The sequence below is a fragment of the Enterococcus sp. DIV0294 genome, assembly GCF_050558155.1.
Taxonomy (GTDB): domain Bacteria; phylum Bacillota; class Bacilli; order Lactobacillales; family Enterococcaceae; genus Enterococcus; species Enterococcus faecalis.
Genome location: NZ_CP187889.1, coordinates 1,434,296 through 1,460,971, shown reverse-complemented (window position 1 = coordinate 1,460,971; position 26,676 = coordinate 1,434,296). Strand labels below are relative to the sequence as shown.

Annotated in this window: 18 protein-coding genes and 1 pseudogene; 13 read left to right on the top strand and 6 right to left on the bottom strand. The window is 36.8% G+C overall.

The annotated features are described in order from the left end of the window. Nucleotides 1–4: 4 nt before the first annotated feature. From parC to IGJ20_RS07150, 5 genes are all read left to right on the top strand, one after another. The gene (parC, locus tag IGJ20_RS07170) at nt 5–2,467 is read left to right on the top strand and encodes a DNA topoisomerase IV subunit A (protein ID WP_010706655.1); all 2,463 of its coding nucleotides are present in this window, start codon (nt 5–7) and stop codon (nt 2,465–2,467) included. 289 nt (nt 2,468–2,756) lie between these two features. Further along, the gene (gene pflB / locus IGJ20_RS07165) at nt 2,757–5,003 is read left to right on the top strand and encodes a formate C-acetyltransferase (RefSeq protein ID WP_002357529.1); all 2,247 of its coding nucleotides are present in this window, start codon (nt 2,757–2,759) and stop codon (nt 5,001–5,003) included. A gap of 76 nt (nt 5,004–5,079) precedes the next feature. Further along, on the top strand, nt 5,080–5,844 hold the full coding sequence (gene pflA / locus IGJ20_RS07160) for a pyruvate formate-lyase-activating protein (protein WP_002357530.1): 765 nt from the start codon (nt 5,080–5,082) through the stop codon (nt 5,842–5,844). Nucleotides 5,845–5,939: 95 nt separating this feature from the next. Further along, entirely contained in the window at nt 5,940–6,866 is a 927-nt protein-coding gene (locus tag IGJ20_RS07155) for a manganese-dependent inorganic pyrophosphatase (protein ID WP_002360265.1), read from the top strand. 71 nt (nt 6,867–6,937) lie between these two features. Next, nucleotides 6,938–7,822: a DUF1803 domain-containing protein gene (locus tag IGJ20_RS07150; RefSeq protein ID WP_002396319.1), complete on the top strand. Its 885-nt coding sequence runs from the start codon at nt 6,938–6,940 to the stop codon at nt 7,820–7,822. Nucleotides 7,823–7,880: 58 nt separating this feature from the next. Here IGJ20_RS07150 and IGJ20_RS07145 read toward each other — a convergent pair whose 3' ends face one another. Further along, the gene (locus IGJ20_RS07145; protein ID WP_002361848.1) at nt 7,881–8,432 is read right to left on the bottom strand and encodes a DUF2179 domain-containing protein; all 552 of its coding nucleotides are present in this window, start codon (nt 8,430–8,432) and stop codon (nt 7,881–7,883) included. A 181-nt stretch (nt 8,433–8,613) separates the two neighbouring features. Between IGJ20_RS07145 and cls the strand changes: the two genes are divergently transcribed. The 4 genes from cls to IGJ20_RS07125 all read left to right on the top strand — a co-directional run bounded on the left by cls (nt 8,614) and on the right by IGJ20_RS07125 (nt 13,917). After that, the gene (gene cls / locus IGJ20_RS07140) at nt 8,614–10,074 is read left to right on the top strand and encodes a cardiolipin synthase (protein ID WP_002371124.1); all 1,461 of its coding nucleotides are present in this window, start codon (nt 8,614–8,616) and stop codon (nt 10,072–10,074) included. Nucleotides 10,075–10,356: 282 nt separating this feature from the next. Next, nucleotides 10,357–12,237, top strand: a complete 1,881-nt coding sequence (locus tag IGJ20_RS07135; RefSeq protein WP_126254611.1) for a beta-glucoside-specific PTS transporter subunit IIABC — start codon at nt 10,357–10,359, stop codon at nt 12,235–12,237. Then, nucleotides 12,237–13,646 (top strand): glycoside hydrolase family 1 protein, encoded by a 1,410-nt coding sequence (locus tag IGJ20_RS07130; protein WP_126254610.1) that lies wholly within the window; start codon nt 12,237–12,239, stop codon nt 13,644–13,646. Before IGJ20_RS07135 ends, IGJ20_RS07130 begins: the two co-directional genes overlap by 1 nt. A gap of 109 nt (nt 13,647–13,755) precedes the next feature. Continuing rightward, the gene (locus tag IGJ20_RS07125; protein ID WP_002361843.1) at nt 13,756–13,917 is read left to right on the top strand and encodes a hypothetical protein; all 162 of its coding nucleotides are present in this window, start codon (nt 13,756–13,758) and stop codon (nt 13,915–13,917) included. 104 nt (nt 13,918–14,021) lie between these two features. On the opposite strand, the pseudogene IGJ20_RS07120 reads toward IGJ20_RS07125, so the two are convergent. The 3 genes and pseudogenes from IGJ20_RS07120 to IGJ20_RS07110 form a co-directional block, all read right to left on the bottom strand. Next, nucleotides 14,022–15,424: pseudogene (locus IGJ20_RS07120) on the bottom strand (IS3 family transposase). Between the two features lie 68 nt (nt 15,425–15,492). Then, nucleotides 15,493–16,473: a LacI family DNA-binding transcriptional regulator gene (locus IGJ20_RS07115; RefSeq protein ID WP_010822829.1), complete on the bottom strand. Its 981-nt coding sequence runs from the start codon at nt 16,471–16,473 to the stop codon at nt 15,493–15,495. An 18-nt stretch (nt 16,474–16,491) separates the two neighbouring features. Further along, nucleotides 16,492–17,952 carry a sucrose-6-phosphate hydrolase gene (locus tag IGJ20_RS07110; protein ID WP_126254702.1) on the bottom strand — a complete coding sequence of 487 codons (1,461 nt, stop codon included), beginning with the start codon at nt 17,950–17,952 and terminating at the stop codon, nt 16,492–16,494. Between the two features lie 242 nt (nt 17,953–18,194). On the opposite strand from IGJ20_RS07110, the gene IGJ20_RS07105 reads away from it, so the two are divergent. The 4 genes from IGJ20_RS07105 to IGJ20_RS07090 all read left to right on the top strand — a co-directional run bounded on the left by IGJ20_RS07105 (nt 18,195) and on the right by IGJ20_RS07090 (nt 24,533). Next, nucleotides 18,195–19,868, top strand: a complete 1,674-nt coding sequence (locus tag IGJ20_RS07105) for a glycoside hydrolase family 13 protein (RefSeq protein ID WP_010824667.1) — start codon at nt 18,195–18,197, stop codon at nt 19,866–19,868. A 16-nt stretch (nt 19,869–19,884) separates the two neighbouring features. Beyond that, the gene (locus tag IGJ20_RS07100; protein ID WP_010824666.1) at nt 19,885–21,813 is read left to right on the top strand and encodes a sucrose-specific PTS transporter subunit IIBC; all 1,929 of its coding nucleotides are present in this window, start codon (nt 19,885–19,887) and stop codon (nt 21,811–21,813) included. 272 nt (nt 21,814–22,085) lie between these two features. Beyond that, nucleotides 22,086–22,967: a helix-turn-helix domain-containing protein gene (locus IGJ20_RS07095; RefSeq protein WP_002363971.1), complete on the top strand. Its 882-nt coding sequence runs from the start codon at nt 22,086–22,088 to the stop codon at nt 22,965–22,967. A gap of 132 nt (nt 22,968–23,099) precedes the next feature. Beyond that, on the top strand, nt 23,100–24,533 hold the full coding sequence (locus IGJ20_RS07090) for a cryptochrome/photolyase family protein (RefSeq protein ID WP_126254688.1): 1,434 nt from the start codon (nt 23,100–23,102) through the stop codon (nt 24,531–24,533). Between the two features lie 294 nt (nt 24,534–24,827). Here IGJ20_RS07090 and IGJ20_RS07085 read toward each other — a convergent pair whose 3' ends face one another. Both IGJ20_RS07085 and IGJ20_RS07080 read right to left on the bottom strand, forming a co-directional pair. Next, on the bottom strand, nt 24,828–25,820 hold the full coding sequence (locus IGJ20_RS07085) for an IS30 family transposase (RefSeq protein ID WP_002397316.1): 993 nt from the start codon (nt 25,818–25,820) through the stop codon (nt 24,828–24,830). A 218-nt stretch (nt 25,821–26,038) separates the two neighbouring features. Next, nucleotides 26,039–26,668 (bottom strand): HAD family hydrolase, encoded by a 630-nt coding sequence (locus IGJ20_RS07080; RefSeq protein ID WP_105208591.1) that lies wholly within the window; start codon nt 26,666–26,668, stop codon nt 26,039–26,041. Nucleotides 26,669–26,676 lie beyond the last annotated feature (8 nt).

Genomic DNA, 26,676 nt, shown 5'->3' with positions numbered 1-26,676 from the left:
AATTTTGGAAAAACGCCAAGAAGTTCAAGAATTAACCCTTGAAGAAGTAATGGGCGATCGTTTTGGAAGATATTCCAAATACATCATTCAAGAACGGGCCCTACCAGATATTCGAGATGGGCTAAAACCAGTACAACGCCGCATTCTCTTTTCAATGAATAAAGACGGCAATACCTTTGATAAAGGCTTTCGTAAATCAGCAAAATCTGTCGGAAACATTATGGGGAATTATCATCCCCATGGCGACATTAGTATTTATGAAGCGATGGTGCGTCTAAGTCAAGACTGGAAATTACGGGAAGTACTAATTGAAATGCACGGAAACAACGGAAGTATGGATGGCGACCCACCAGCGGCGATGCGTTATACAGAAGCTCGTTTATCACAGTTAAGTGGTGAGTTGTTAAAAGATATCGACAAAAATACCGTCGATTTCGTCTGGAATTTTGACGATACAGAAAAAGAACCCACTGTTTTACCAGCCAAATATCCTAATTTATTGGTAAACGGCTCAACGGGGATTTCAGCAGGCTATGCAACAGAAATTCCTACGCATAATTTAGCGGAAATCATTGATGGAACTGTGTATTTAATTGATCATCCTAATGCAAGTTTAGAGAAATTAATGGAATACATTCCAGGACCAGATTTCCCAACAGGTGGGATCCTACAAGGAAAAGCAGAAATTAAAAAAGCCTACGAAACCGGCCGTGGTAAAGTGATTTTACGTGCAAAGACAAAGATTGAGCCCTTAAAAGGCGGCAAACAACAAATTGTCATTTCTGAAATTCCTTATGAAGTCAACAAAGCAACGCTAGTGAAGAAGATGGATGAAATCCGTTTAAATAAAAAAGTAGACGGCATTGCCGAAGTTCGTGACGAAAGTGACAGAACTGGCTTGCAAATTGTTGTTGAACTAAAAAAAGATGTCAATGCAGAAGGTATTTTAAATTATCTATTTAAAAACACTGAATTGCAAATCAATTACAACTTTAACATGGTAGCCATCGACAACATGACCCCGCAACAAGTGGGACTAAAACGGATTTTAGAAAGTTACATTACGCATCGCAAATCAGTTATCATTAACCGTTGTCAATTTGAGTTGGACAAAGCTCGCAAACGTGAGCACATTGTTGCTGGTTTAATTAAAGCATTGTCTATCTTAGATAAAGTGATTGCAACAATTCGTGGCAGTAAAGATAAAAAAGATGCGAAGAAGAACTTAGTATCCGACTACGCGTTTACTGAAGAACAAGCAGAAGCAATCGTTACTTTACAGCTATACCGTTTAACCAATACGGATATTACTGATTTACAAGAAGAAGCGAAAACTTTAGAACAACAAATTGCTGAGTTATTGAACATTTTAAACAATGAAAAAGAACTATTCTCAGTCATGAAAAAAGAACTTCGCGAAGTTAAAAAGCAATATGGAAATCCGCGCTTAACTCAAATTGAAGAGGAAATCCAAGAAATCAAGATTGAAACAGCCGTGTTAGTTGCGCAGGAAGACGTGGTCGTAACCGTGACGCACGAAGGCTATATCAAGCGGAGTAGTATTCGTTCTTATACAGCATCAAAACCAGAAGAAATCGGCATGAAAGAAGGCGACTTTTTACTATATGCTGGCGAAGTCAATACATTAGATCATCTTTTACTAGTAACAAATAAAGGGAATATGATTTATCGCCCCGTCCATGAGTTGCCAGATTTACGCTGGAAAGAAATTGGCGAACATATTTCTCAAACCATTTTAAATCTTGCTATCGATGAATCGATTATTGCTGTATATCCTTATAAAGAGTTAAGTCCGACAAAAACCTTTGTTTTCATTACAAAAGCTGGCATGATTAAACAAACCAAAATGGCTGATTTTGAGCCTTGGCGCACTTATAAGAGCCGCCCGACATCTTGTATGAAATTAAAATCAGACCAAGATGAAATTACCAATGTTTATTTAACAAATGATCAAGACTTATTGGATGTTTTCCTCGTTAGCAATCGCGGTTTTGGCTTACGTTATCCATTATATGAAGTACCAGTCGTGGGTAGTAAAGCGGCTGGAGTTAAATCAATGAACCTCAAAGAAGACGATTATGTCGTTAATGGTTTACTGGTTCATTCTGAAGGGGATACACCGATTGTCATCGTTACCCAACGTGGCGGTGTTAAACGCATGTTAGCCCAAGAATTAACACAATTAGGACGAGCAAAACGTGGACTAATGGTCTTGCGGGAATTGAAGAAAAATCCACATCGTGTTGTCTTTATGTCTGAAAGTACCGATTTAGATTTATTAGTTACTACGCAAAAAGGCACACAAGAAGTTATTCAGTCGAAAAACTATCCAATCAGTGAACGAACATCCAACGGTTCCTTTGTCATCGATGAACAAAAAGATGGCCAAGTAATGGAAGTCCACGAGATGCATTCTGCAGTGATTGAAGAAGAACAAACAAACTAAACTGTGTTATAAATATCTCCACAGCAGCCATCTGTATTAATACAGATGGCTGCTGTTTTTAATACAGAAGTACATTTTTCACAAGTGATAACAACTATAAATCGTTCTTGTTTTCACAAGTATAAATGTTTATATATCAGCGTTTAGAATCTTATATCCCCGTTTATTTATTAAGAAAGTGCAATAAATAATAAAAAAACGCTTGCATCTAAAAGGTTATGTGTTATACTAATCACATAAAGCTGTTACATACAATCAAGTAGCAGTTAACTAAGGAGGCAAACACTTCATGAAACAATGGGAAGGCTTTAAAGGCGACAAATGGAGAACAAGCGTTGACACTCGTGATTTTATTCAAAACAACTACACAGAGTACAAAGGCGACGACAGTTTCTTAGAACCAATCGCTCCGAGCACTGACAAATTATGGACAAAACTACAAGAATTATTTGAAATCCAACATGAAAAAAATGGCGTTTATGACATGGATAGCGATATCCCAGCAACTATTACGTCACATGAACCTGGTTACTTAATCAAAGAAGAAGAAAAAATTGTCGGTTTACAAACAGATGTACCATTAAAACAAGCATTTATGCCATTCGGTGGTATTAAAATGGCGAACAATGCCTTAGTTTCAAATGGTTATGAAACTGACGAAGAAATGACAAAAATCTTCACAGAATACAGAAAAACACATAACCAAGGTGTTTTTGATGCCTACACAGCTGAAATGCGTTTAGCACGTAAAAACAAAATCATTACTGGTCTTCCAGATGCTTATGGCCGTGGCCGTATTATCGGTGACTATCGTCGTATCGCATTATATGGTATCGACTACTTAATGGAACAAAAGAAAAAAGATCATGATAACACTGGTAACAAAGAAATGACAGACGATGTTATTCGCTTACGTGAAGAAATTTCTGAACAATACCGTGCGTTAAATGACTTAAAACAAATGGCTGCTTCTTATGGTTTCGATATTTCTCGTCCTGCTGCAAATGCGCAAGAAGCAATCCAATGGTTATACTTTGGTTACCTAGGTGCCATTAAATCTCAAAATGGTGCGGCAATGTCAATTGGTCGTATCTCAGCATTCTTAGATATCTATATCCAACGTGACTTAGAAGCTGGTTTAATCACTGAATTTGAAGCACAAGAAATGATTGACCATTTAATCATGAAATTACGTATGGTTAAATTTGCACGGACACCAGAATACAACCAATTATTCTCTGGTTATCCAATTTGGGCAACATTATCTATTGCTGGTATGGGTATTGACGGTCGTTCATTAGTTACCAAAAATGACTTCCGTATCTTACACACCTTAACAAACATGGGACCATCTCCAGAACCGAACTTAACTGTATTGTATTCTTCTCACTTACCAGAAGGCTTCAGAACATATGCAGCTAAAATCGCGAAAGAAAGCTCATCTATCCAATTTGAAAACGATGACTTATTACGTGAAAACTGGGGCTCTGACGACTGTGCAATCGCATGTTGTGTTTCTGCAACAGTTATGGGTAAAGATATGCAATTCTTCGGCGCTCGTGCGAACTTAGCGAAAGCTGTTCTTTATGCAATTAACGGCGGGGTCGACGAAAAAACTAAAATGCAAGTAGCACCAAAATATCGTCCAATGACTGGTGACAAATTAGATTACCACGAATTCATGGAACGCTATAAAGACATCTTAGACTGGTTAGCTGAATTGTACGTTAACACATTAAACATTATTCATTACATGCATGATAAATATGCATATGAAGCACCACAATTAGCTTTAATGGATACTGATTTACAACGGACATTCGCAACTGGTATTGCCGGAATCTCTCATGCGACTGATAGTATCATGGCAATTAAACACGGTGAAGTAGAAGTAATCCGTGACGAAGATGGTATGGCAATTGATTATGTACCAACAAAAGAATTCCCAACATACGGAAACGATAACGAAGAAGCCGATGCAATGGCTAACTGGATTTTAGATTACTTTATGACACAAATTAAACGTCAACACACTTACCGTAACTCTAAACCAACGACTTCATTATTAACAATCACTTCAAACGTTGTTTATGGTAAAGCAACAGGGAACACGCCTGACGGACGTCGTGCTGGCAAACCTCTTGCACCAGGTGCGAACCCAAGTTATCAAGACGGTAAATTCTTAGGTGAGAAAAATGGCTTGTTAGCTTCATTAAACTCAACAGCTCGTTTAGAATATACAATCGCTTTAGATGGTATTTCTAATACACAAACCATCAACCCTAATGGTTTAGGTAAAGACGACGACACAAGAATTAACAACTTACGTAACGTATTAGATGGCTACTTCGATAAAGGTGGTTACCACTTAAACGTAAACGTATTTACAAACGAATTATTATTAGATGCACAAGCACATCCAGAAAAATATCCAAACTTAACTATCCGTGTATCTGGATATGCCGTGAAATTCCGTGACTTAACTCCTGAACAACAAGCAGACGTTATCTCAAGAACTTCACACGACAGACTATAAAAAACATTTACATTATTTAACTGAAAGGGTGACATTTAACGTGTCATCCTTTTCGTTTGAAAGAAGAGGGATCATTATGACAACACCAGTTACAGGTAGAATTCATTCAACAGAAAATTTTGGTACCGTTGATGGCCCAGGTGTCCGTTTTATCGTATTTACACAAGGGTGTCGCATGAGATGTCAATTCTGTCATAATCCAGATACTTGGAAAATTGGTTCCGGTGGTCGTGTGGTGACGACTGACGAAGTATTAGAGGAAGCATTACGTTTTCGCTCTTATTGGGGCGAAAAGGGTGGTATCACTGTCAGTGGTGGCGAGCCGCTATTGCAAATGGACTTTTTAATCGATTTATTTAAAAAAGCCAAAGCACAAGGCATTCATACAACCTTAGATACGTGTGGCAAACCTTTTACTCGGGAAGAACCCTTCATTAGTCAATTTGATGAATTGATGAAGTACACAGATTTACTCTTATTCGACATCAAACATATTGATAACGAGCAGCATAAACTGTTAACAACGCAATCAAATGATAATATTTTGGAAATGGCTACCTATTTATCTGAAATTGACAAACCTGTTTGGATTCGCCACGTATTGGTGCCTCAACGTAGTGATTACGACGAATATTTAATCCGTCTGGATGCCTTCATAAAAACATTAAACAATGTAGATAAAGTTGAAGTGCTTCCTTACCATACGATGGGCAAGTACAAATGGGAAGAACTAGGTATTCCTTATCCATTAGAAGGAATTGAACCTCCTAAAAATGATCGTGTTGAAAATGCGAAAAAACTACTACATGTCGAGGACTATCAAGGTTATCTAGCACGTTAACAAACGAAAAAATAGAAAAGAAGACAATTTTTTTGTTGTTTCTTTTCTATTTTTTGTTATCATTAAGAGTGAATCAAAACCAAGGAGTGTGTATTATGTCAAAAATTTTAGTTTTTGGACACCAAAATCCTGATACAGATGCTATCGGAGCAGCAATTAGTTTTGCTTACTTACAAAAAGAATTAGGAAAAGAGACAGAAGCTGTCGCTTTAGGAACACCAAGTGAAGAAACACAATATGCCTTAGATTACTTCAATATTGAAGCACCACGTGTTGTCACTGAAGCAGCTAGCGAAACAAACCAAGTCATGTTAGTGGATCATAACGAATTCCAACAAAGCATTTCAGATATCGCTGAAGTAAACATTTTAGCAGTAGTGGATCATCACCGGATTGCCAACTTCGAAACAGCAGATCCATTGTATTATCGTGCAGAACCAGTAGGGTGTACCAGTACAATCATCTATAAAATGTTTAAAGAAAATAACGTGACAATTCCAGCTCAAATTGCTGGTATGATGGTCTCAGCGATTATTTCTGATACATTATTATTTAAATCACCAACTTGCACACAAGAAGACATCGATGCAGCGCACGCCCTAGCTGATATTGCTGAAATTAATTTAGAAGGCTATGGTCTTGACTTATTAAAAGCAGGAACAAATTTAAGCGATAAATCAGCTGAAGTTCTTTTAGATTTAGATGCTAAGAGCTTCCCAATGAACGGCAAAACAGTTCGCGTTGCCCAAGTAAATACCGTCGACTTAGCAGAAGTTTTAGATCGTCAAGCTGAATTAGAAGCAGCTATGGCCGCAGAAAATGCAGCCAATAATTATGACTTGTTTGTCTTAATTATTACGAATATCTTAGACAGTGATTCTGAATTATTAGCGATTGGTGCGGAACAGGCCAAAATTGAAGCAGCGTTCAATGTAACACTAGTTAACAATCGTGCGTTCTTACCAGGCGTTGTTTCTCGTAAAAAACAAGTAGTACCACAATTAACAGAAGTCTTTAACTAAAACCGTAAGCGCCTAAGCAACGCGATAAATTCCTTGTTGCTTAGGCGCTTCAATAGTAAAGGGGCGTTAACATGAATGATTTAGCAATTTACTATCATTCTCCGCAACAAACGAAACAATACAATCATTTGCTCAACCAATCACTTTTTTTCCCTCTTGTTACTTTTATGTATGAACATCGGGAAGAAAGAATCATTTTAAGACAATTAAAAGCGGCCTTTGCAACAGAAGCCAAGTTAGAACAATTTTTATCAGAAATGATTGATTGTCAGTTAATCATTCGGGAAAATCGTCAATATCGTTTGAATTTTCCTATTTATACGGCAGCTGAAGTTGCGAGTTTGACCATGGCTGAAGACGAACTTCCTAAGTTTAAAGGAACTGTAACAGAGCAATTATTTTGGCTAGCTGAATCTTTTTGGCCACAAGTGTTTCCAGAAGAGGAAGACTATTTTTTTGGCGTGAGCGGTGGCCCCTCATTTTATCAAAAACAAAGATTGGCCTCGGCACAACTATCTATAATTACGCTTGAAAAAGAGAAGACAGAGGTTCCAACAATGCCGCGTTATTTTGATTATTTGGGCAAAGAGGAAGCCTTACCAGAAGCCTTCAGCGCTTTATATGACTTGCTAGGGGACGTAAATCCTGAATACTATCTTTCGCAAGCGAGAAGAGTCATTAAACAAGCTCTGCGAGGCCGCAAAGTCAGTACTGTGCCTAATATTTTTCAAGAAAGTTTGCACTTGACCCAAGTGATTACGATTGACCAGGACCACTTAAAACTCCTTTTACCAGTAGCAACGGAACAAGCCGAGCCTTTAGAAGCACAGTCAGATATTCTAGCATTTTATTATGAAAAAATTGCTAACCGATCGGCCATCGAACGCTTAGTTTTTATGCAACAATTGATTGAGCAACTAGGTACGAACTCTCTAAGTTATCTTAGAATAAATTAAAGTTACGATAATTTTATTATGTAAACTAAAAATCAATAACAAGAAATGACGCCGCTTCTTAGTGAGAAATGGCGTCATTTCTTTTGCGAACTTTTTTCGTCCAAAAACCACCGGAAATGAACTTAGGCTCATAGGAAATGATAAATGCTCTCGGCTCTAATTGATTGATTAATTTGTACAATGTACGTTCGTTTTTTCTTGGGGAAAGAATTTCTAAAACCATTCGTTCTCCTTCGCGTCCGTAGGCAACACTTTGTGTAACACCATAGCCGTGTTCACGAAGTGTTTCTGGTAAATGAAATTGTTCAGTAGTAGAAGGGAGGATAACCGATACCATAATATAACCCAAGGCCAAATAGTCTTCGATTTTAATTCCTACACTAATGCCAACAGCGTAACCAAGCGCATAAACAAGTAAATTTAAAGGATTGTCTAACCGATTCAGAACCATACTTAGCCCTAAGACATAAATTGTTATTTCAGCCATACTAACCAGCGGTGCAATAACCCGATAACCTTTCATCGTTAACATAAAACGAATAGTATTTAAGGTAATATACGCAAAATTAATGATAAAAATCATAGCTAACATTTTCAAATCAACGACCATAAAATAAGTACCTCTTTTCAAAATCTTTACATCCAGCCCTCATTATAGTACAGAAAAACTGAGAATCAAAGGCGAAACACTTATAGAAATGAATTCTTTTTTTGAATACTCGCTCATATTATTCGCCTAATTTAACTGTTATTTGATATAATCTTAGTATGAAGTAAGAAGGAGGTAAGCGATGAAAATTTTTGTTTGGATTTTGTTATTTTTATTAGTAATTAACGTTATTGCTGCCTTAATTACTGTTTTTAGAAAACCTCGTAGTATTTCCAGCGTTTTAGCATGGATGATGACGTTGATTTTCTTGCCTGGTATCGGCTTTATTATTTACTTATTCTGTGGACGAGGTATCGATGGACAAGAAGTTTTTAAATTGTCTGATGATGAAAAACAAATGGTTCAACGAATTAAAGAAAAAGTGGACGTTGATAACAAAAAAGCAGGGCGCGATAAACGTTATGATTTACTTTATGATGCGAAAGTTTTAAATCGTTATTTCCGGAATATGGACGCATCACCGTTGGCCAAAAGAAATAGTTTGCAATTATTCACAGATGGCCAAGAAAAATTCCAAGCATTATTTGAAGATATTCGTGCAGCGAAAGAAACCGTTCATGTGGAGTATTATGCGTTTTTTAATGACACAATTGGCAATCAATTTTTAGATGTATTAATCGAAAAGTTGCATGAAGGCGTGGAAGTTTACTTAATTTACGATCCTTGGGGTTCACCCGGCGCAAATAAAAAGTTTTTTGCTCGTTACGTTGACGCTGGAGGAAAAGTAGCTCCCTTTATTACTTCTCGCGATATGATCCGTAAAACACGTCTAAATTATCACTTGCATCGGAAAATTGTTGTCATCGATGGGAAAATTGGCTGGACCGGCGGGTTCAATGTTGGGGATCAATATTTGAATGTCACCGAAAAATTTGGTTACTGGCGAGATACCCATATTCGTTTGGTCGGGACGGCCGTATTTTCATTGCAAGAGATATTTATCATGGATTGGAATGCTTCAGTCAAATATCCTGAAGAACGTATGACGTATCATGAAAAATATTTTAAATTACCAGAAGATCATGAAGTGGAGCATTTGTCCTTACAAGTTGTTTCAGATGGTCCTGATTCAGAAGAAGAAATTTTGAAAAGCGGGTTTGTTCGGATGATTTTTTCTGCAGAAAAGAGTGTCTGGATTCAAACACCGTATTTAATCCCTGACGATAGTATGATTAATGCGTTGTTAGTGGCAGTTCGTTCAGGTGTCGACGTGCGAATTATGATTCCTTGTATGCCTGACCATCCCTTTATTTACCGCGCAACACAATATTACGCGAATTACTTACACAAACGCGGCATTAAAATTTATATTTATGATAGTGGGTTTATTCATGCAAAAACAATGGTGATTGATGATGAATTAGCTATGGTTGGGACAACAAACCAAGATATTCGCAGTTATTCATTGAATTTTGAGGTGAGTACGTTTATTTACAATCCCGACATTGCGTGGATGTTAGCGCAAGTCTTTGAAGAAGATATAGAAAAAAGTGTCTTATTAACCGACGAGATAATAAAAAAACAAGGGTACTGGCTACGCTTCAAGCAAAACTTTTCACGCTTGTTGTCACCAGTCTTGTAATTAAATAAATCAGCAGTGAATGTAGTAAACTACTATTTTCACTGCTGATTTTAGTAACAAAACACTGAGTTGGTCTACCTAATTCATTGATAATCCCTCTAAATAATGGTAAATTAAAAATAAATTCAATCAGCTATTCTATCGTGAGAAACATAGTTATTACGTAGATCAGATCAAAGGGACATTCACGACGAGCAAATATTGAGTGTGTTTGCTGAAACGTGCATGTGTGATTTGGTCTTTTTTATTGAGCTGTTATTTTATAGATAAGGAGTGGTCACCATGGACTACCAAGCAATAGCAAAAGAAATTTTGAAAGACGTAGGTGGCAAAGACAATATCGTGGATGTCACACATTGTTATACACGATTGCGTTTCGTATTGAAAGATACGAAACAAGCGAAGAAAGAAGCCTTACTACAAACAGAAGGTGTCATTTCTGTTGTTGAAAGCGGCGGGCAGTATCAAGTGGTTTTAGGCAATAAAGTCGCGCATGTCTATAATGCTCTAGAACCTTTGTTGGCTCAGCAACTTACGACCAAAACATCCACAAAAGAAAAAAATTCATTAGGTAATCGAATTTTAAATACTGTTGCCGCGATTTTCACACCTGTCGTACCAGCAATTGCCGCTTCAGGCATGTTAAAAGGAATTCTAGCCATCGCTGTGATGGTCGCAAACAATTTTTACCAGGTCGATTTAAAACCTTTGAATACGTATATTATTTTAAGCGCCGCTTCCGATGCACTTTTTTATTTTATGCCAGTTATTTTAGGTTATTCAGCTGCTAAGGTTTTCAAAACAAACGAATATATCGCCATGGTAATTGGTGCCACCTTATGTTATCCAACCATCGTTTCATTAATGACTGAAGAATCAGCGGTTACCTTGTTTGGATTACATGTGACCAAAGCCAATTATGTTTCCACAGTAATTCCTATTATTCTTGCAATTTTTATTTTAGCTTATGTACAACGCTTTTTGGAAAAAGTGATTCCAGAAGTTCTAAAAATTATTATGGTTCCTACGCTGTCATTACTTTTAATGATTCCAGCCACTTTATTATTATTTGGACCGATAGGGATTTATTTAGGTGACGGCGTGAATTGGTTGTATTATTATATAATGAATTTTAGTCCCATCTTGTTAGGCGGTTTTATCGGCGGAATTTGGTGTGTCTTAGTCATTTTTGGGGCTCACCGTGGGCTTGTGCCAATTGGGATTAATGATGTCGCTCGAACAGGACGGCAAAATTTGCTAGCGTTTGCTGGTGCAGCGAACTTTTCTCAAGCGGGCGCCGCATTTGGCGTGTTTGTCCGCACAAAAAATAAAGACTTGAAAGCTGTTGCTGCCTCTGCAACAGTGACTGCATTATTTGGTATCACAGAACCAGCCATTTATGGGGCAAACTTGCGGCTAAAAAAACCGATGATTTATGCGGTGGCTAGCGGAGCAGCAGGCGGGGCCTTAATGGGCTGGGGCGGCTCCTATGGGACAGCCTTCGCTAACCAAGGACTCTTGACCATCCCAGTTTACGCAGAAGCAGGAACCAAAGCCTTTATTTGTTATTTATTAGGTTGTGGCATTGCTTTTTTTGGTGCATTTCTATTAACGATTTTTCTAGGCTTTAATGATTTACCGCTTGACGAGTCACGTCAAGAACCAGTCCTAAAGACAGAGGCAACGACAGTCAAAGAAAAACAATGGATTCAAGCACCTGTTCAAGGACAACTCGTATCTTTAGACCAAATCAACAATGAAGTCTTTGCTTCTCAACAAATGGGAAAAACGCTAGCTATTTATCCGACAGAGGAACAAATTGTTTCACCAGGAAATGGGCAAGTGACGGCTTTATATCCAACTCATCATGCAATTGGCTTAAAGTTAGACAATGGTGCTGAAATCCTTCTTCACATTGGAATCAATACAGTCGAATTAAAAGGACGAGGATTTGAGAGGTTCGTAAAAGCAGGAGAAAGGGTCAGACTAGGACAAAAACTGCTCTCTTTTGATAAACAAATCATCCAAGCTGCTGGTTATGATCCAACCGTCTTAGTCATCGTAACAAATACTGCGGAAATGGCTATAATTGAGACAACCAAACAAACAGAGATTACACCACAAACAAATTTATTTTTCATGCAAGTAAAGGAGCAAAACTAATGGTTAAACAATTTAAGAACGATTTTTTATGGGGCGCTTCTTCCTCCGCTTTTCAAATTGAGGGCGCTTGGAATGAGGACGGCAAAGGCCTAACAGTTGCTGATTACAATTCTTTTAAAAAGTCAGCTGTACAAGCAGATACGAAAGTCGCCAGCGATTTTTACCATCGTTTCAAAGAGGACATTGCGTTAATGAAAGAATTAGGCTTAAAAACCTATCGTTTTTCTCTTTCATGGGCACGAATCATTCCAACAGGTGATGGCGAAATCAATCAAGCCGGCATCGATTTTTATAATGCTGTCATTGATACACTTTTAGAAAACGATATTTTGCCGTTTGTCACACTTTATCATTTTGATTTACCTTTTGCATTGGTGGAAAAATACAATGGTTGGGCGGATCGTCGCTGCGTTTCCGCATTTCAACGCTATGCGCAAGTTTGTTATCAAGCGTTTGGTGATCGAGTCAAAAATTGGCAAGTTACGAACGAACAAAACTTAATGATTCGTGTTGATGAACGAATGAATATGTACGATGTTGCACCAGAAAATGTTGAAAAAATTCGTGCACAAATGGATTACCATATGTTTGTTGCCCATGCGTTAGCGACGAATGATTGTCACCAATTGGTTGCTGGGGGAAAAGTCGGTCCCTCTGTTTCCTCAACGATGACTTATCCTAGTTCCAATAAGCCTGAAGATGTTTGGGCAGCTCGTATGAATGATAACTTTAAAACGAATTACGCTCTAGAAATGTATTGTTTTGGCGAATACCCAGGTTACTATCAAGAGTATTTGACCAAATGCGGCATTTATCCCGAAACACAGCCAGAAGATCAAGCAATTTTGAAAGCCGCTAAACCAGATTTTATCGCTCTTAATTATTATCGGACGTTAGTCGCTAGCTATTTACCGACAGATGAGCAACACCCATTGGGTACGAAAGAAAAGGACATTGATTTTGATCTATACGGTTATTTCAAAATCGAAAAAAATCAACATTTAAAAACCTCTAAGTATGGTGCCCAAATTGATCCAACTGGTCTACGTTTAGTTTTAAATGATTATTATCGTCAATACCGTTTACCGTTAATCATTACAGAAAACGGCTTAGGCACACCAGATCGCCTAACAGAGGACGGAAAAGTTCATGATGACTATCGAATTGCGTATTTGCATGACCATATTGCTGCTTGTCATGCGGCTATTTCTGACGGTGTTGAGTTGTTTGGCTATTGCCCTTGGTCGGTCATGGATATTTTAAGTTCTCATCAAGGATTCAAAAAACGCTACGGTTTTATTTACGTCAATCGTGAAGACCATGAGTTAAAAGATTTACGACGCATTAAAAAAGATAGTTTTTATTGGTACCAATCAGTGATTAAAAATAATGGGTTACCAGAAGAATAGTGCCCCAAAAGGATCATCCGTTGGCATAAGCGGGTGATCCTTTTGTTTTCAAGTTCTCTCATTCCGTGTTAGACTTAAGTTAACAAACCCATTAAAGGTGGTGAGAGAGATGAATAATTACGATTTATGGAAATGGGCTGCCGGGAAACGAACCGAAAAAGATAAAAATGAAACCTATAGCGCCAAAAATTGGTGGTATGTTTTACTAATGCTCGGTGTATTTGTAGGGATCATGTTGTTGTATTATTTAATCTCTGTGCTTTGGAATTAAGGGGAAATGGGCAAATGAGGAATTAAGAATAAAAAAAGACACCTGAAAATGTAGTGACCCCAAAAAGTTAGACTTTTTATAGAGTGGATTTTTCCACTCTATTTTTATGCAGTTTTTTGATTGAATTGTCGAAATTCTACTGGGCTTTTCCAGTTAAGTTTTTCCTTGATTCGGTGATGATTGTAATAATAAATGTAGTTCTCAATTGCTTCTCTCAATTCATTTTGACTTTGATAGATTTTTCCATAGTACACTTCTTGTTTTAGGATACTGAAGAAATTCTCCATAGGAGAATTATCTAAACAGGTTCCTTTTCGAGACATACTTTGAAAGATATTGTTGTCCTTTAATGCTTGTATATAGACATTCATTTGATAAGCCCAGCCTTGATCAGAGTGAAAGGTGCGCCGATAGGGACAATCATTTGTTTGAGAAATTGCTTCTTTCAGACCTTCCATAACTGTTTTACCATTTGGTTGAGTAGAAAGGCTATAGCTTAGAATTTCACTATTATACATATCCATAAATGGATCTAAGTATAGTTTTTTCTGACGAAAGATGCCTGCGTTATCTGCTTCAAAGTACTTAAATTCAGTTGTATCAGTTGTAATTTTTTGATGAGGAACAGAGGTTTTAAATCGGCGACGAATCAAATTTTTAGCGATTTTACCAACGGTTCCTTTATAGGAATTATATTTTCTGGATTTCTTAGTAAAAGCTTTGACTTGTAACTTTAACTTTTGTATTAATCGCTGGACTTTCTTTTTATTCACTTGAAATCCACGTCGTTTCAATTCTTGGGTCATCCTTCTATAGCCATAATGTTGATGTTTTTTACGAATCGCTTGAATTTCTTCTTCGATGATTTGTGTTGAAGCTGTTCTGTCGAGGCGTTTTTGCCAGTACATGTAAGTAGATTTTGGAAACCTTAGGGTTTCCAAAATATCTTTTAATCGAAAGTGTCTTCGGAGACTGTGAATGATTCGTGCGATTCGTTCATTTTTTGTTCGTCCTCTAAACGCAGTCTCCTCAATTCTTTTAAATAGGCATTCTCAATTTTTAACATTCTATTTTCTTTTTCTAGTTTCTCTACTTGAGATCGTTCACTTGGTAGTGGTTGGGGTTCATTTCGTTTCTTTTTAGACATGGTAGGTGGACGTCCTTTCTGTTTAGAGAGTCCCTCTATACCAAACTTCTGATACGTTCTAAGCCAATTCGCAATCAATGATGGATTGTTCATTTTTAGAAGATTAACTGCTTCTTGATAGGACAACTCTGTTGTTAAATATAACTCTATCGCATCTAGCTTAAATTGAACAGAGTAATTCTTATTTTTTCGACTGCGAAGTAGGCCTTCTTCACCAAGTTCTTTATAGGCATTTATCCATTTGCTTATTTGAGAACTATCTTTAAGCCCATACTTCTTTGCGAGAAACCTTAGACCTCCTTGACCAGATAAGTAGTCATGAACAAGTTTAAGTTTAAATTCAAAACTGTATTTTGCCATACAAAAAAACCTCCAAAAGTTAGATTTCTAGGTCTAACTTTTGGGGGTCGGCTCAAAAGGTGTCTTTTTTAACAGGATTCAGACAATGATAGCTGAATCGGAATAGGATAATTTTCCTCGAGCGCAACATCAGGATCCTTCATTCTACGAAGCAGTAAGTCAATCATAACGTCACACATCTCGTCGATTGGCTGCACAATGGTTGATAGTTGTGGGGCAATTCTTTTGATTAATTTTGTCCCATCATAACCAATTACTTTTAATTCTTCAGGAATGGCTATCTTCAATTTTTGAGCAATATTCATAACTGTAATTGCTGTCAAATCATCGGTACAAAAGATGCCGTCTACAGTTTTATTTTGAAGCAAACGTTCGATTTCTAGATTTTTTAATGTTGTAGAGGTTCCATTATCAATTTGTAGAATCGTTTTTTCTGTGCCATATTTTTCCATTGTTTGTTTATAACCAGCCAATCGATAATCGCTAGGTGCGCCTGTGTTATTAGCACCAGTAATAATTGCAATCTTTTGTGCACCACTTGCAAATAAGGCTTCAGTGGCTTTTTGGCCCCCTTGAAAGTTTTGCGAAGAGACAATTGGAATGCCAGGTGCCAAGAAACGGTCAAAGGAAACAATAGGTAGTGAAACATTTTCATATTCGTTAATAGCTAAGTTATGGCTACCAGTGATTACACCGTCCACTTTATTTGCAGCGAGCATTCGTAAATAGGCGCGCTCTTTTTCTGGATCTTTTTCACTATCACATAAAATCACTTTATATCCTTGAACAAAGAGCTTTCTTTCCAGTGTTTCAATTAATTCACCAAAAAATGGATGACTAACAGAAGGGAAGACTAAACCAATCAGCTGCGTACTTTTTCCTTGGAGGCTTCTGGCTAATCCATTAGGTTGATAATTTAATTCTTCCATCGCTTGATGAACTTTATCAATTGTTTTTTGACTAAGATAACCATAATTATTAATCACGCGGCTTACCGTTGTCGGGCTCACCCCAGCAAGCTTTGCTACATCCGTTAATTTAACCACCATCAAAATTCACCATCATTCCTAATTATTCGTATTTTCCAGCTCATAAAAACAAGCTTTTGCCGTCTTGGATAGATGAAGATACTGTTGCGCTTTATCTGGAAAGAAGCGACCAGTCATCGTTTTTTCACCTTTATTTACATAGATTTCTGCAACAGAGCAATCAACAAAAATAGTTAACTGAACTGACTTATTTTTCCTAATTTTAGTTTCACGAATTGTGCCATACTTTTCAGCAAAAGGTTGGCCAGCAAATGTTCGATCAAGGGTTATTTTACCATGAATCGTATCAATTGTAATTAAAAGTCCTTTTGAACCCGTTTCGTTCGCTAAAAGCCGAATAAAAGCAATCTCATTTTTGGGAATATCCACTTCTAATTCAAAAGAAGCAGTAGATAAAAAATGGCAGCCATTTGATAAAGTAGTGGCGGATTGACGAAGCATTTTTGTTTCAGAAACTGGATATTGAAATAGTTTCCCGTTGTGAATTGTGAGTTCTTTAACCAGACTTAAGCCATTTGCCCAACCCTCCACATCACTTGGGTAAGTGATTTCTGGCAATCCAATCCAACTGACCGCAAGTGCACGACCATCTGGCGCATTAAAGGCTTGAGTGGCGTAGACATCAAATCCTTCATCTAAATTTTCAAAAGGCCTAGGCTGAACTAAAGAAAGATTCTCCAAATCAAACGTTTCGGCCAATGTGTACATATTCGGATAGATATTCTGATAACTTTTTACAGATGGAGATAGACCTTGTGGGCAAAATAATAAGACAGGCTGGCCATCAATAAATACCAAATTGGGGCATTCAACCATGTAGCCTAATTCTTGGTCGGTGAACGTCAATTCGCCAAGTTGATGAAAATTGTGTACGTTTCGATCTTTAGAAAAATAGACCACAATTTTTCCTTGTCCATTTAAATCACTAGCACCAATTAATAAAACAAGTCCTTCTTGATAAGGAAATACCATCGGATCACGAAAATGGGAAGAATAATTGGGGTCAATAGGTAGGAATGGTGTTGATTCCTTTGTGATCGCACCTAAAGAATTCAGCCATGCAATATTTTGATATGCAAATCGTTGCCAAGTTTGATCACGAACATTTCCTGTATAAAATAAACATAGTTGGTTATCTATTGGTAAAGCTGAGCCTGAATAGACGCCATGAGAATCATATTCAGAGTCGGGATAAAGGGCAATTCCTTCATAATCCCAGTGAATTAAGTCGGAGGAAGTTAAGTGGGCCCAACTTTTTAGTCCGTGAACACTCCCGAAAGGAAACGCTTGATAAAATAAATGCCACTGGTTATTGAAATACGAAAAACCGTTGGGATCATTTAGTAGTCCTGTCTGTGGTTGAATATGATACTTAAAACGCCAACTAGATTGCGCGATAATAGAAGTTAGATTTTCGAGGTGAGCAGATGTCCAAGAAGAATAAGGCGCATAACGTAATTCATCAGTCCATTGGTTCATGATGCTTGACATAAGTAATGTCTCCTTTATTAGAAAATAGTAGTTAGTCTAATAGTATAAACAAATCAGAAAAAAGTCAAACGTATAACATATATAAATCTATTTAAATCAAAAGAATATTATAATTTAAATTTATTTATGATAAACGTTTGACATATCACGCAAAAACGAGTATCATACAAAATGTAAAAACGGTTACAGAAAAAATTAACAGGACTAGTTTAAGAGTGAGGAGAACCAGAATGAACAGAAATTGGTGGAAAAAAGAAGTGGCCTATCAAATTTATCCACGTAGCTTTTCGGATAGTAATAATGACGGAATTGGTGATTTACAAGGCATTATTCAAAAACTGGATTACTTAGAAAATTTAGGAATTACGCTGATTTGGCTGAGTCCAATGTACCCGTCGCCAATGGCTGACAATGGATATGATATTTCAGACTATTATGGTATTTCTAGCGATTTTGGTACAATGGCAGACTTCGATGAACTCATTGAAGAAGCAAAAAAACGAAACATAAAAGTTATTTTAGATTTGGTGGTAAACCATACATCTGATGAACATGCTTGGTTTCAAGATGTTTTAAAAAATCCTCAAAGTCGTTTTCGAGACTTTTATATTATAAAAGAAGGACAAGAAGCACCTACAAATTGGCGGTCTAACTTCGGTGGTAGTGTTTGGGAAAAATTACCTGGGGAAGATGCCTACTACTTTCATGCCTTTCATAAAAAACAGCCGGATTTAAATTGGGAAAATCCTGAACTACGCAAAGAAATCTATCAAATGATTCGTTTTTGGTTAAACAAAGGAATTGCTGGTTTTCGTGTAGATGCGATTAATTTTATTAAGAAAGATTTGACTTGGACAAACTTACCTGCTGATGGGGCAGATCAATTAGCCAAAGTAACAAAAGCTAGTAGAAACATGCCAGGAATGAGTGACTTTCTGAACGAATTAAGAGAAAAAGCTTTTGCTGGTTTTGATATTGTCACAGTTGCTGAAGCGGCCGGCGTCAATTATCCAAATTTATCAGAATTTATTGGAGAAACAGGGTATTTCGACATGATTTTTGACTTCAAATGGGCTGATTTGGATGTGAAATCAGGAAGCGAATGGTTTTATAGAATCAATTGGTCTTGGAATGATTTACGCACATTAATTTTCAAACAGCAAGAAGCCATGCAAGAGGCTGGTTGGAGTGCAAATTTTATTGAAAATCATGATCAACCTCGAGCGACAACGAAATATTTAAAAGAACAGGCTCAACAGCCAAATGCGGTTAAAACATTCGGCGCCATGTATTTCTTTTTAAGGGGCACGCCTTTTATTTACCAAGGACAAGAATTAGGAATGACCAATTTTGAAAGGGGTTCGATTGATGAATTCGATGATATTTCTAGCATTGATCAATACTATCGAGCAATAAAAGAAGGATTTACGCCCAAAGAAGCCTTGTCACTTGTCAATTTGCGTAGTCGAGACAATGCCCGCACGCCTTTTCCATGGAATGATTCTATGTATGGCGGTTTTTCAAGCGTCAAACCTTGGTTAGGAATGGTGGATAATTATAAAGAAATCAATGCCGAAGCAGAAATAAAAAATAGTCAAAGTATTTTTCATTTCTATAAGCGGATGATTGCATTTCGTCAAAAGAGTCCCTATACAGACATCTTACTTTATGGAACATTTGAGGGACTATCAAATCTTCCAGATAATGTTATTGCTTATAAACGCAAATTAAATGAAAAAACGATTTACGCCTTTTTTAATTTTGGTGAGGCGGTTCCAATCCCTCATTATTTAGTTAATGGCACAGTTATTTTTGATACACAGTCTGAAGAACGAGAGCAATTAGTTCAGCAGGGAACATTATTAAAAAGCTATCAAGGACTATTGATTACTATAAATGAGTAGCTAGGAGGAGTATAACATGGCAGAAAATTATCAGCAGGCAGCCAAAGACATTATTCAATTAATCGGTATGGATAACATTATATCGGTCACCCATTGTCAAACGCGGTTACGTTTTATTTTGAAGGACCACGAACAAGTAGATGGTAAACAACTAGAAAAAATCGATTTAGTCAAGGGTGTTTTTTATAATGGTGGTCAATACCAAGTGATTTTAGGAACTGGTATTGTGACTAAAGTGTATGATGAAATAGAAAAACTTGGAATCAATGTTGTGTCAAAAGCAGAGCAAACAGCAATTTTAAAAAATAATGAAACGGGCATGCGCAAAACAATGCGCATTTTAAGTGAAATATTCATTCCAATTGTTCCAGTAATTGCAGCAACAGGATTGTTCCTAGGGTTAAAAGGTGTTATTTTTAACGATACTTTTTTACAATTATTCGGAGCAAGTGTAGCCAATATTCCTGAAAGCTTTCAACAAATTGTCTCTGTCATTACAGATACCGTCTTTGCCTTTTTGCCAGCTTTGATTGTTTGGTCTACCTTTAAAGCATTTAATGCGACGCCTGTAATCGGGATTGTTATTGGTTTAATGATGGTATCACCCATTTTACCAAACGCTTATGCAGTTGCAACACCAGATTCTGGCGTGAAAGCTATTATGGCTTTTGGTTTTATCCCAGTTGTCGGTGCACAAGGTTCCGTTTTAAGTGCAATTGCTGCTGGTATAATTGGCGCAAAGATTGAACTTTTTTTCCGAAAAAAGATGCCGAATATTCTCGATCAAATTTTTACACCTTTTATGACTATGTTAATTACTTTTTTAATCATGATTCTCGGAATTGGCCCAATTTTGCATACCGTTGAGTTAGGCATGGTAGATGTTGTCCAATGGTTGATTGGGTTGCCCTTAGGACTAGGTGGTTTCGTGATTGGTGCCTCATATCCTTTAATGGTTTTGATTGGTATTCATCATACACTAACTATGGTAGAAACATCATTATTAGCAAATACAGGATTTAATGCATTGATTACAATATGTGCCATGTATGGGTTTGCCAACGTTGGCAGTTGTTTAGCTTTTGCGAAAAAAGCGCAAGATAGCAAAGTGAAGTCGACGGCCATCGGTTCTATGTTGTCTCAATTATTTGGAGTTAGTGAGCCTGTGTTATTCGGATTACTTATTCGTTGGAACTTAAAACCGCTGCTATGTGTCTTGTTTACATCAGGTTTAGGCGGAGCAATTTTAGCTATTTTTCATATTCAATCAAATTCTTATGGATTAGCCGTTATTCCTTCTTTCTTAATGTATATCTATAGTGCACATCAATTAGTGATCTATTTATTAGTCGCACTTTTATCTGTCGGTGTATGTTATGCATTAACCAGTCTATTTGCAATTCCGCAAGAAGTTTTGATTTCAGATAAAGTAATCGAAGAGGAAGAACGCGAAGTCTTTGAAATGCAACACAATACCTTAGATGAACAACTTTTTTCTCCAGTAACTGGTTACGCAATGAATCTTACTGCTGTTAATGACCCGGTATTTTCAAGCGAGATGATGGGCAAAGGTTTAGCAATCATGCCAACAGCGAACAAGGTTTACGCGCCTGCAGATGGTTTATTAAACTTGGTTGCAGAAACTGGACACGCTTATGGTATCCAAACGGACGCAGGAGCTGAAGTATTAATTCATATAGGAATTGATACTGTCACATTGGGGCAGGAGGTCTTTCAGACACAAGTAACCCAAGGTCACCGTGTTAAAAAAGGAGATCTTTTAGGAACGTTCGATCGAAAAGCCATTAAAGAAGCTGGGCTTGACTCAACTGTCATGGTTATTATTACAAATACTTCAAGTTATTTAAGCGTAGAGCCAACGATGTCAGATCATAATGAAATTACGCCGGAACAAATTATTTTAAACCTAAATACACCTAACTAAACAAAAGAACAGCAAGAAGTATTCTTCACTTCTTGCTGTTCTTTTTCTTAATAAAAAACCAATGATTTTCGGTTGTATTTGTCTATCCGTTTGTAGTATGATTGAGTCAGTTTTAAAGGAAACATGCCAAGTATGGAAGACCATACTTGACACGCATTGACTAATTAAACATGGGGAACGTTGCCATAAGTTGATGTTCCAGTCAATAATGCAAGTAAATCAAACATAGCATGTACCTCCTTTAATTGATAATCAAAGTATAACATTTTTTAATGAATTTACATAATAATACAAGTGGAGGTCTGTTCGTGAAGGTAGCAGGAGACAAAATAAAACAAGCGAGAAAACTTAAAAAAATCACACAATCAGAGCTGGCTAACGGCATCTGTACGCAAGCAACAATTAGTAATATTGAAAACCGTAATCTATGTGACAGTTTAGATATTTTCTCATCTATTTGCCTCCGATTAGATTTAGAAGTAGAAGAATGTATGATGATTTCTGAAGAAAAGAAAATTGAAAATCTACTAAACAAAGTCGAGGATTTATCTTTACGGTTATTTCACTTAGAGGCCTACAATTTATTACAAGAAGTGCCTGAAGGTCTTATCTTATCTAATAATGAACTAACGACTAAATTGTTATATTATAAGGGAATTACTTGTTTATTAGGAAAAAAAGATAAAGCAGAGGCCTTGTTTTACCTATACCGGGGCGCGGAAATTGACCGTAAAGTCAATATTTACAACATTTTAAGCTTGAATGCGCTAGGTACGCTATATGAACTGGAAAAAGATATGAGAAAAGCGCAAGTGTATTACGAAAAATCATTACAAGAATTGGAACAATTTAAATTAGAATGTTCCTTGGAGCGTTGTAGAATTTATTATAATTCTGCTAAATTCTACTCGGAAATGAAAGACTACCAAAAAAGTGTCATTTTAAGCGAAAAAGGGATTCAGATTTGTCGTGACAAACACTCCATTTATTTGCTAGATTATCTTTTATATGAAAAAGCCTTTAACAAACAAATGCTCGGGGAAGACACAGCCGATGACTATCGTCAAGCCTATTATTTTACACAATTTTTTGGCAATACAGAAGTCCTACAATATATTGAGAAAGATATGAAAGCTTTTAATATTTCCTATTAATTTAATCAAAAAGCCGATAAAAGCTGAAAATCCAGTTTTTATCGGCTTTTTGAAAAGTCTAGGCAAGTTGCTTTTAAAAATCAGCAGTCACGGTTACGATAAGCAAGACGAAGTATTTAGGAGGATTTAAAAATGAAAAGAGTAATGTGGTTTAGACGTGATTTACGATTACAAGATAATAAAGCATTAGCACACGCGTTACAAAATTCTGCAGCTGATGAATTGATTTTATTATTCCAAATGAATCCTCAACAATTTATTCAAGAAAGTGCTAATCATAACGCTTTTTTTGCAAGTTTAGCCTCGTTTAAAGAACGAATCGATCAAGAGGCACATTTACAAATCATGGTCGGCGAACCGTTAGGTTTATTTTCACGTTTGAAACGCAAATTACCCGATTGGCAGGCCATTTATTTTAATGAAGATACTTGTGGCTTTGGGGCAAAGCGGGACCAGCAAGCTATGCGCTTTTTTGAAGAAAATAATATTCAGTCTTTCTCTTTTCAAGATGCCTATTTGCACGGCTCTGAAGAAATTAAGAAGAACGATGGCAGCAAGTACCAAGTGTTTACGCCCTATTACAATAAATGGAAAGAGGCGCCTAAAGAAACCCCGATTCCTGTTTCCTATACAGCTGAAAAAATTTTTAGTGCGTGTCTTTTTCCAGAAGAGGAAGCAGCATATGGGGAACAGATTGCGAGGATTCCTTTAAAGCACTATAGTGTCGGCGAAAAAACAGCCAGAAGGTGCTTAAATACTTTTATTGATCAAAAACTTCAATCCTATGAAAATAAGCGTGATTTTCCTTATCAGGATCAAACGAGTCATCTGTCTACTTTTTTAAGAACGGGAGAACTTTCGATTCGCACCATTTGGCAAGAGCTTGCATCTGCGCCTTCTAGCTTAAGTAAAGAAACCTTCAAAAAAGAATTAGCTTGGCGTGACTTTTACAATATGATCTATAGTGCGTTTCCACAACAAAAAGAGGAAGCTATTCAAGAAAAATTTCGTTATATTCAATGGACAAATGACCCAGAAATGTTTGCCAAGTGGCAAAAAGGGGAGACGGGGTACCCTATAATTGATGCCGCAATGCGACAACTGAATCAAACTGGTTGGATGCACAATCGCTTAAGAATGATCACTGCCTCTTTTTTAGTTAAAAATTTACACATCGATTGGCGTTGGGGTGAAAAATACTTTCAAAAAATGTTGATTGATTATGATGCCGCCAATAATATCGGTGGCTGGCAATGGGCTGCTTCGACAGGAACGGACGCTGTCCCGTATTTTCGGATTTTTAATCCAATTATCCAGTCAAAAAAATTTGATAATGACGGCCAGTTCATCAAAAAATATGTTCCAGAACTTAAACAAGTGCCACAAAAGTATATTCATCAACCAAATCTAATGAACGAAGCCTTACAAACGCAATATCATGTACATTTAGGAGAAAATTATCCAAAACCCATTGTCGATTATGCATCAAGTAAAAAACAAACATTATTTCTATATGAAGCGAGCAAAGAAATTCATCAAGAAATGAACAATCCAAGGTTTCAATAAACAGTAAACCCAACTAGCTTAGCAAACAACTGTAAGGTTAGTTGGGTGAATTGATTGGTCGAAAGAGAAGTGGCAAGTTATCGGCTAAAGTTTTTTATTTTATTCTAGTTTACATAATATACATTATACAAAGTAGAGTAAAAAGGGCGAATGTTAGGATTAAGCGCAACATGTAATTGTTTTAGTATAACGATTGTTCGTGATTTGCTCTATTATATCATGTTTCAATTTCCATATAAATAGTATCGTTCGTTTTGTTCTTTTTTATAACAATGTAAAAACTATTTGTTGGTGCTAGAAAGCTTTCGAATACTCCAAATTAAATTTGTGCTGCGGTGATTTCCACTTAAAGATTTTTCGTGGCCGTAAATTCATACTTTGAACAGCTTGATTGATCTTATTTTGAGAAATATTTTTAAAATTAGATGGTTTTGGAAAATATTCTCTGAGTAATCCATTATGATTTTCATTTGATCCGCGTTCATGTGGCGCGCATGGATTAGCATAATAGATTTTGCAGTCAAAAGTGTCTTCAATAAGTCCAATTTCAAACTGATTGACAAACTCGCTTCCACGGTCACATGTGATCGATTTCACACCATGTGGATACATTTCCACTAGACGCTTAATTGCTGTCATCATGGATCTACCTGTCTTGTTCGGTATCTTAATTGCTACATAATGCCTTGTTTTACGTTCTATGAATGTTGCTAGACACGCTGCAACACCTTGCTTGGACACAACGGTATCTGCTTCCCAATGACCGAACTCCGTTCGTAACTGAACCTCTTCTGGTCGGTTCTCCAACGTGCGCCCTTCAAAGAAAGCTCGATCCGGCCGTTTTAATCGTTTCCCAGTATTCTTTATTTTGTAACGTTTTCCACGACCGCGTAATTTCTTAATATCGAAAGGAACGATCTTTTTGTAAATCCAGTTATAAATTGTTGATGTACAAACCTTTACACTACGAACTGCGTTCGCTATCTGTTCCGGCGAATATTTCATATCAAGATACTTCATGATAGTTTTAGTATTGTGTACAGTAGCCTTAGTAGTTGTTCCGCAATTTTTCTTGCGAATACGTGCTAAATTACCAGCGCTAGTTGCTTGATAAGGCAAACTAGCGAGACTCTTCTTCTTTCTTTGCTCGGAACCACGTTTGATCTCTCTAGAGATCGTGGATCTATGCCGATCCAATCGGCGAGCTATCTCAGCCTGAGAGACTCCTTCCTTCAGATACGCTTCTATTTGTCCACGCTCTTCAGCTGATAAATGGTTATACGACATTTCATAAACTCCTATCTAAAAAAACAAACCCAACAAACGACGCTTCTAGTAAATCACAAAGATTTCTGCCCACAAATCCCTTAATGACAAGGCGTTCATAGGTAGACCATTCTCATTTCACAATCTAGGTGATTGAAATCCTTGCTACGACAATCACTTGAAATAATCCTCACTTATGTTAACCGTTAATGAAATAACATATTTTTTAGTAAGCTGATCTATTTTAAGTGTTGTAATATTTCTAGAGGAGTTTCTAACCTAATATCTGCACTTGAGAATAGTGGATTTTCTTTTGCTCCCCACTTTGCTAAAGCAAATTTAGCTCCAGCTGATTGTGAGCTATGCATATCATAGATAGAATCGCCTATATAAATTGTTTCTTCGGGTAAACTTCCTAATTTATTTAATGCATATAGAATTGGTTCAGGATTAGGTTTATGTTTCGTTGTATCAGAGGCAGTTACTGAAATATCAAAAAGTTTACTTAAACCAAAATGTTCAAATTCATTTTCCATTTCTTCATTTGTTTTGGATGTAACGATCCCAATTTGTATCTCGTTTTCTTTTAACTTAGTCAATGCTTCTTCCACTTGAGGAAACAAAGTCGCAAGATGAGAGTATTGTTTAACATGTTCGGACCAACATGCATGTAGCTTATCAACTTCCTCTCCAGATGATGAATACCGTTCAATTGCTTTTTTACCTGGTATACCTAAGATATACTCTAAATTTTCTTCTGGAACGTCCAAGTTTTTCTCTTCTTTTAGAGTTTTTTGTAAAGACTTAATCATGACAAATTCTGTATCTAAGATTGTTCCATCTACGTCAAATAATACCGTTTTAATCATGTTTGCAC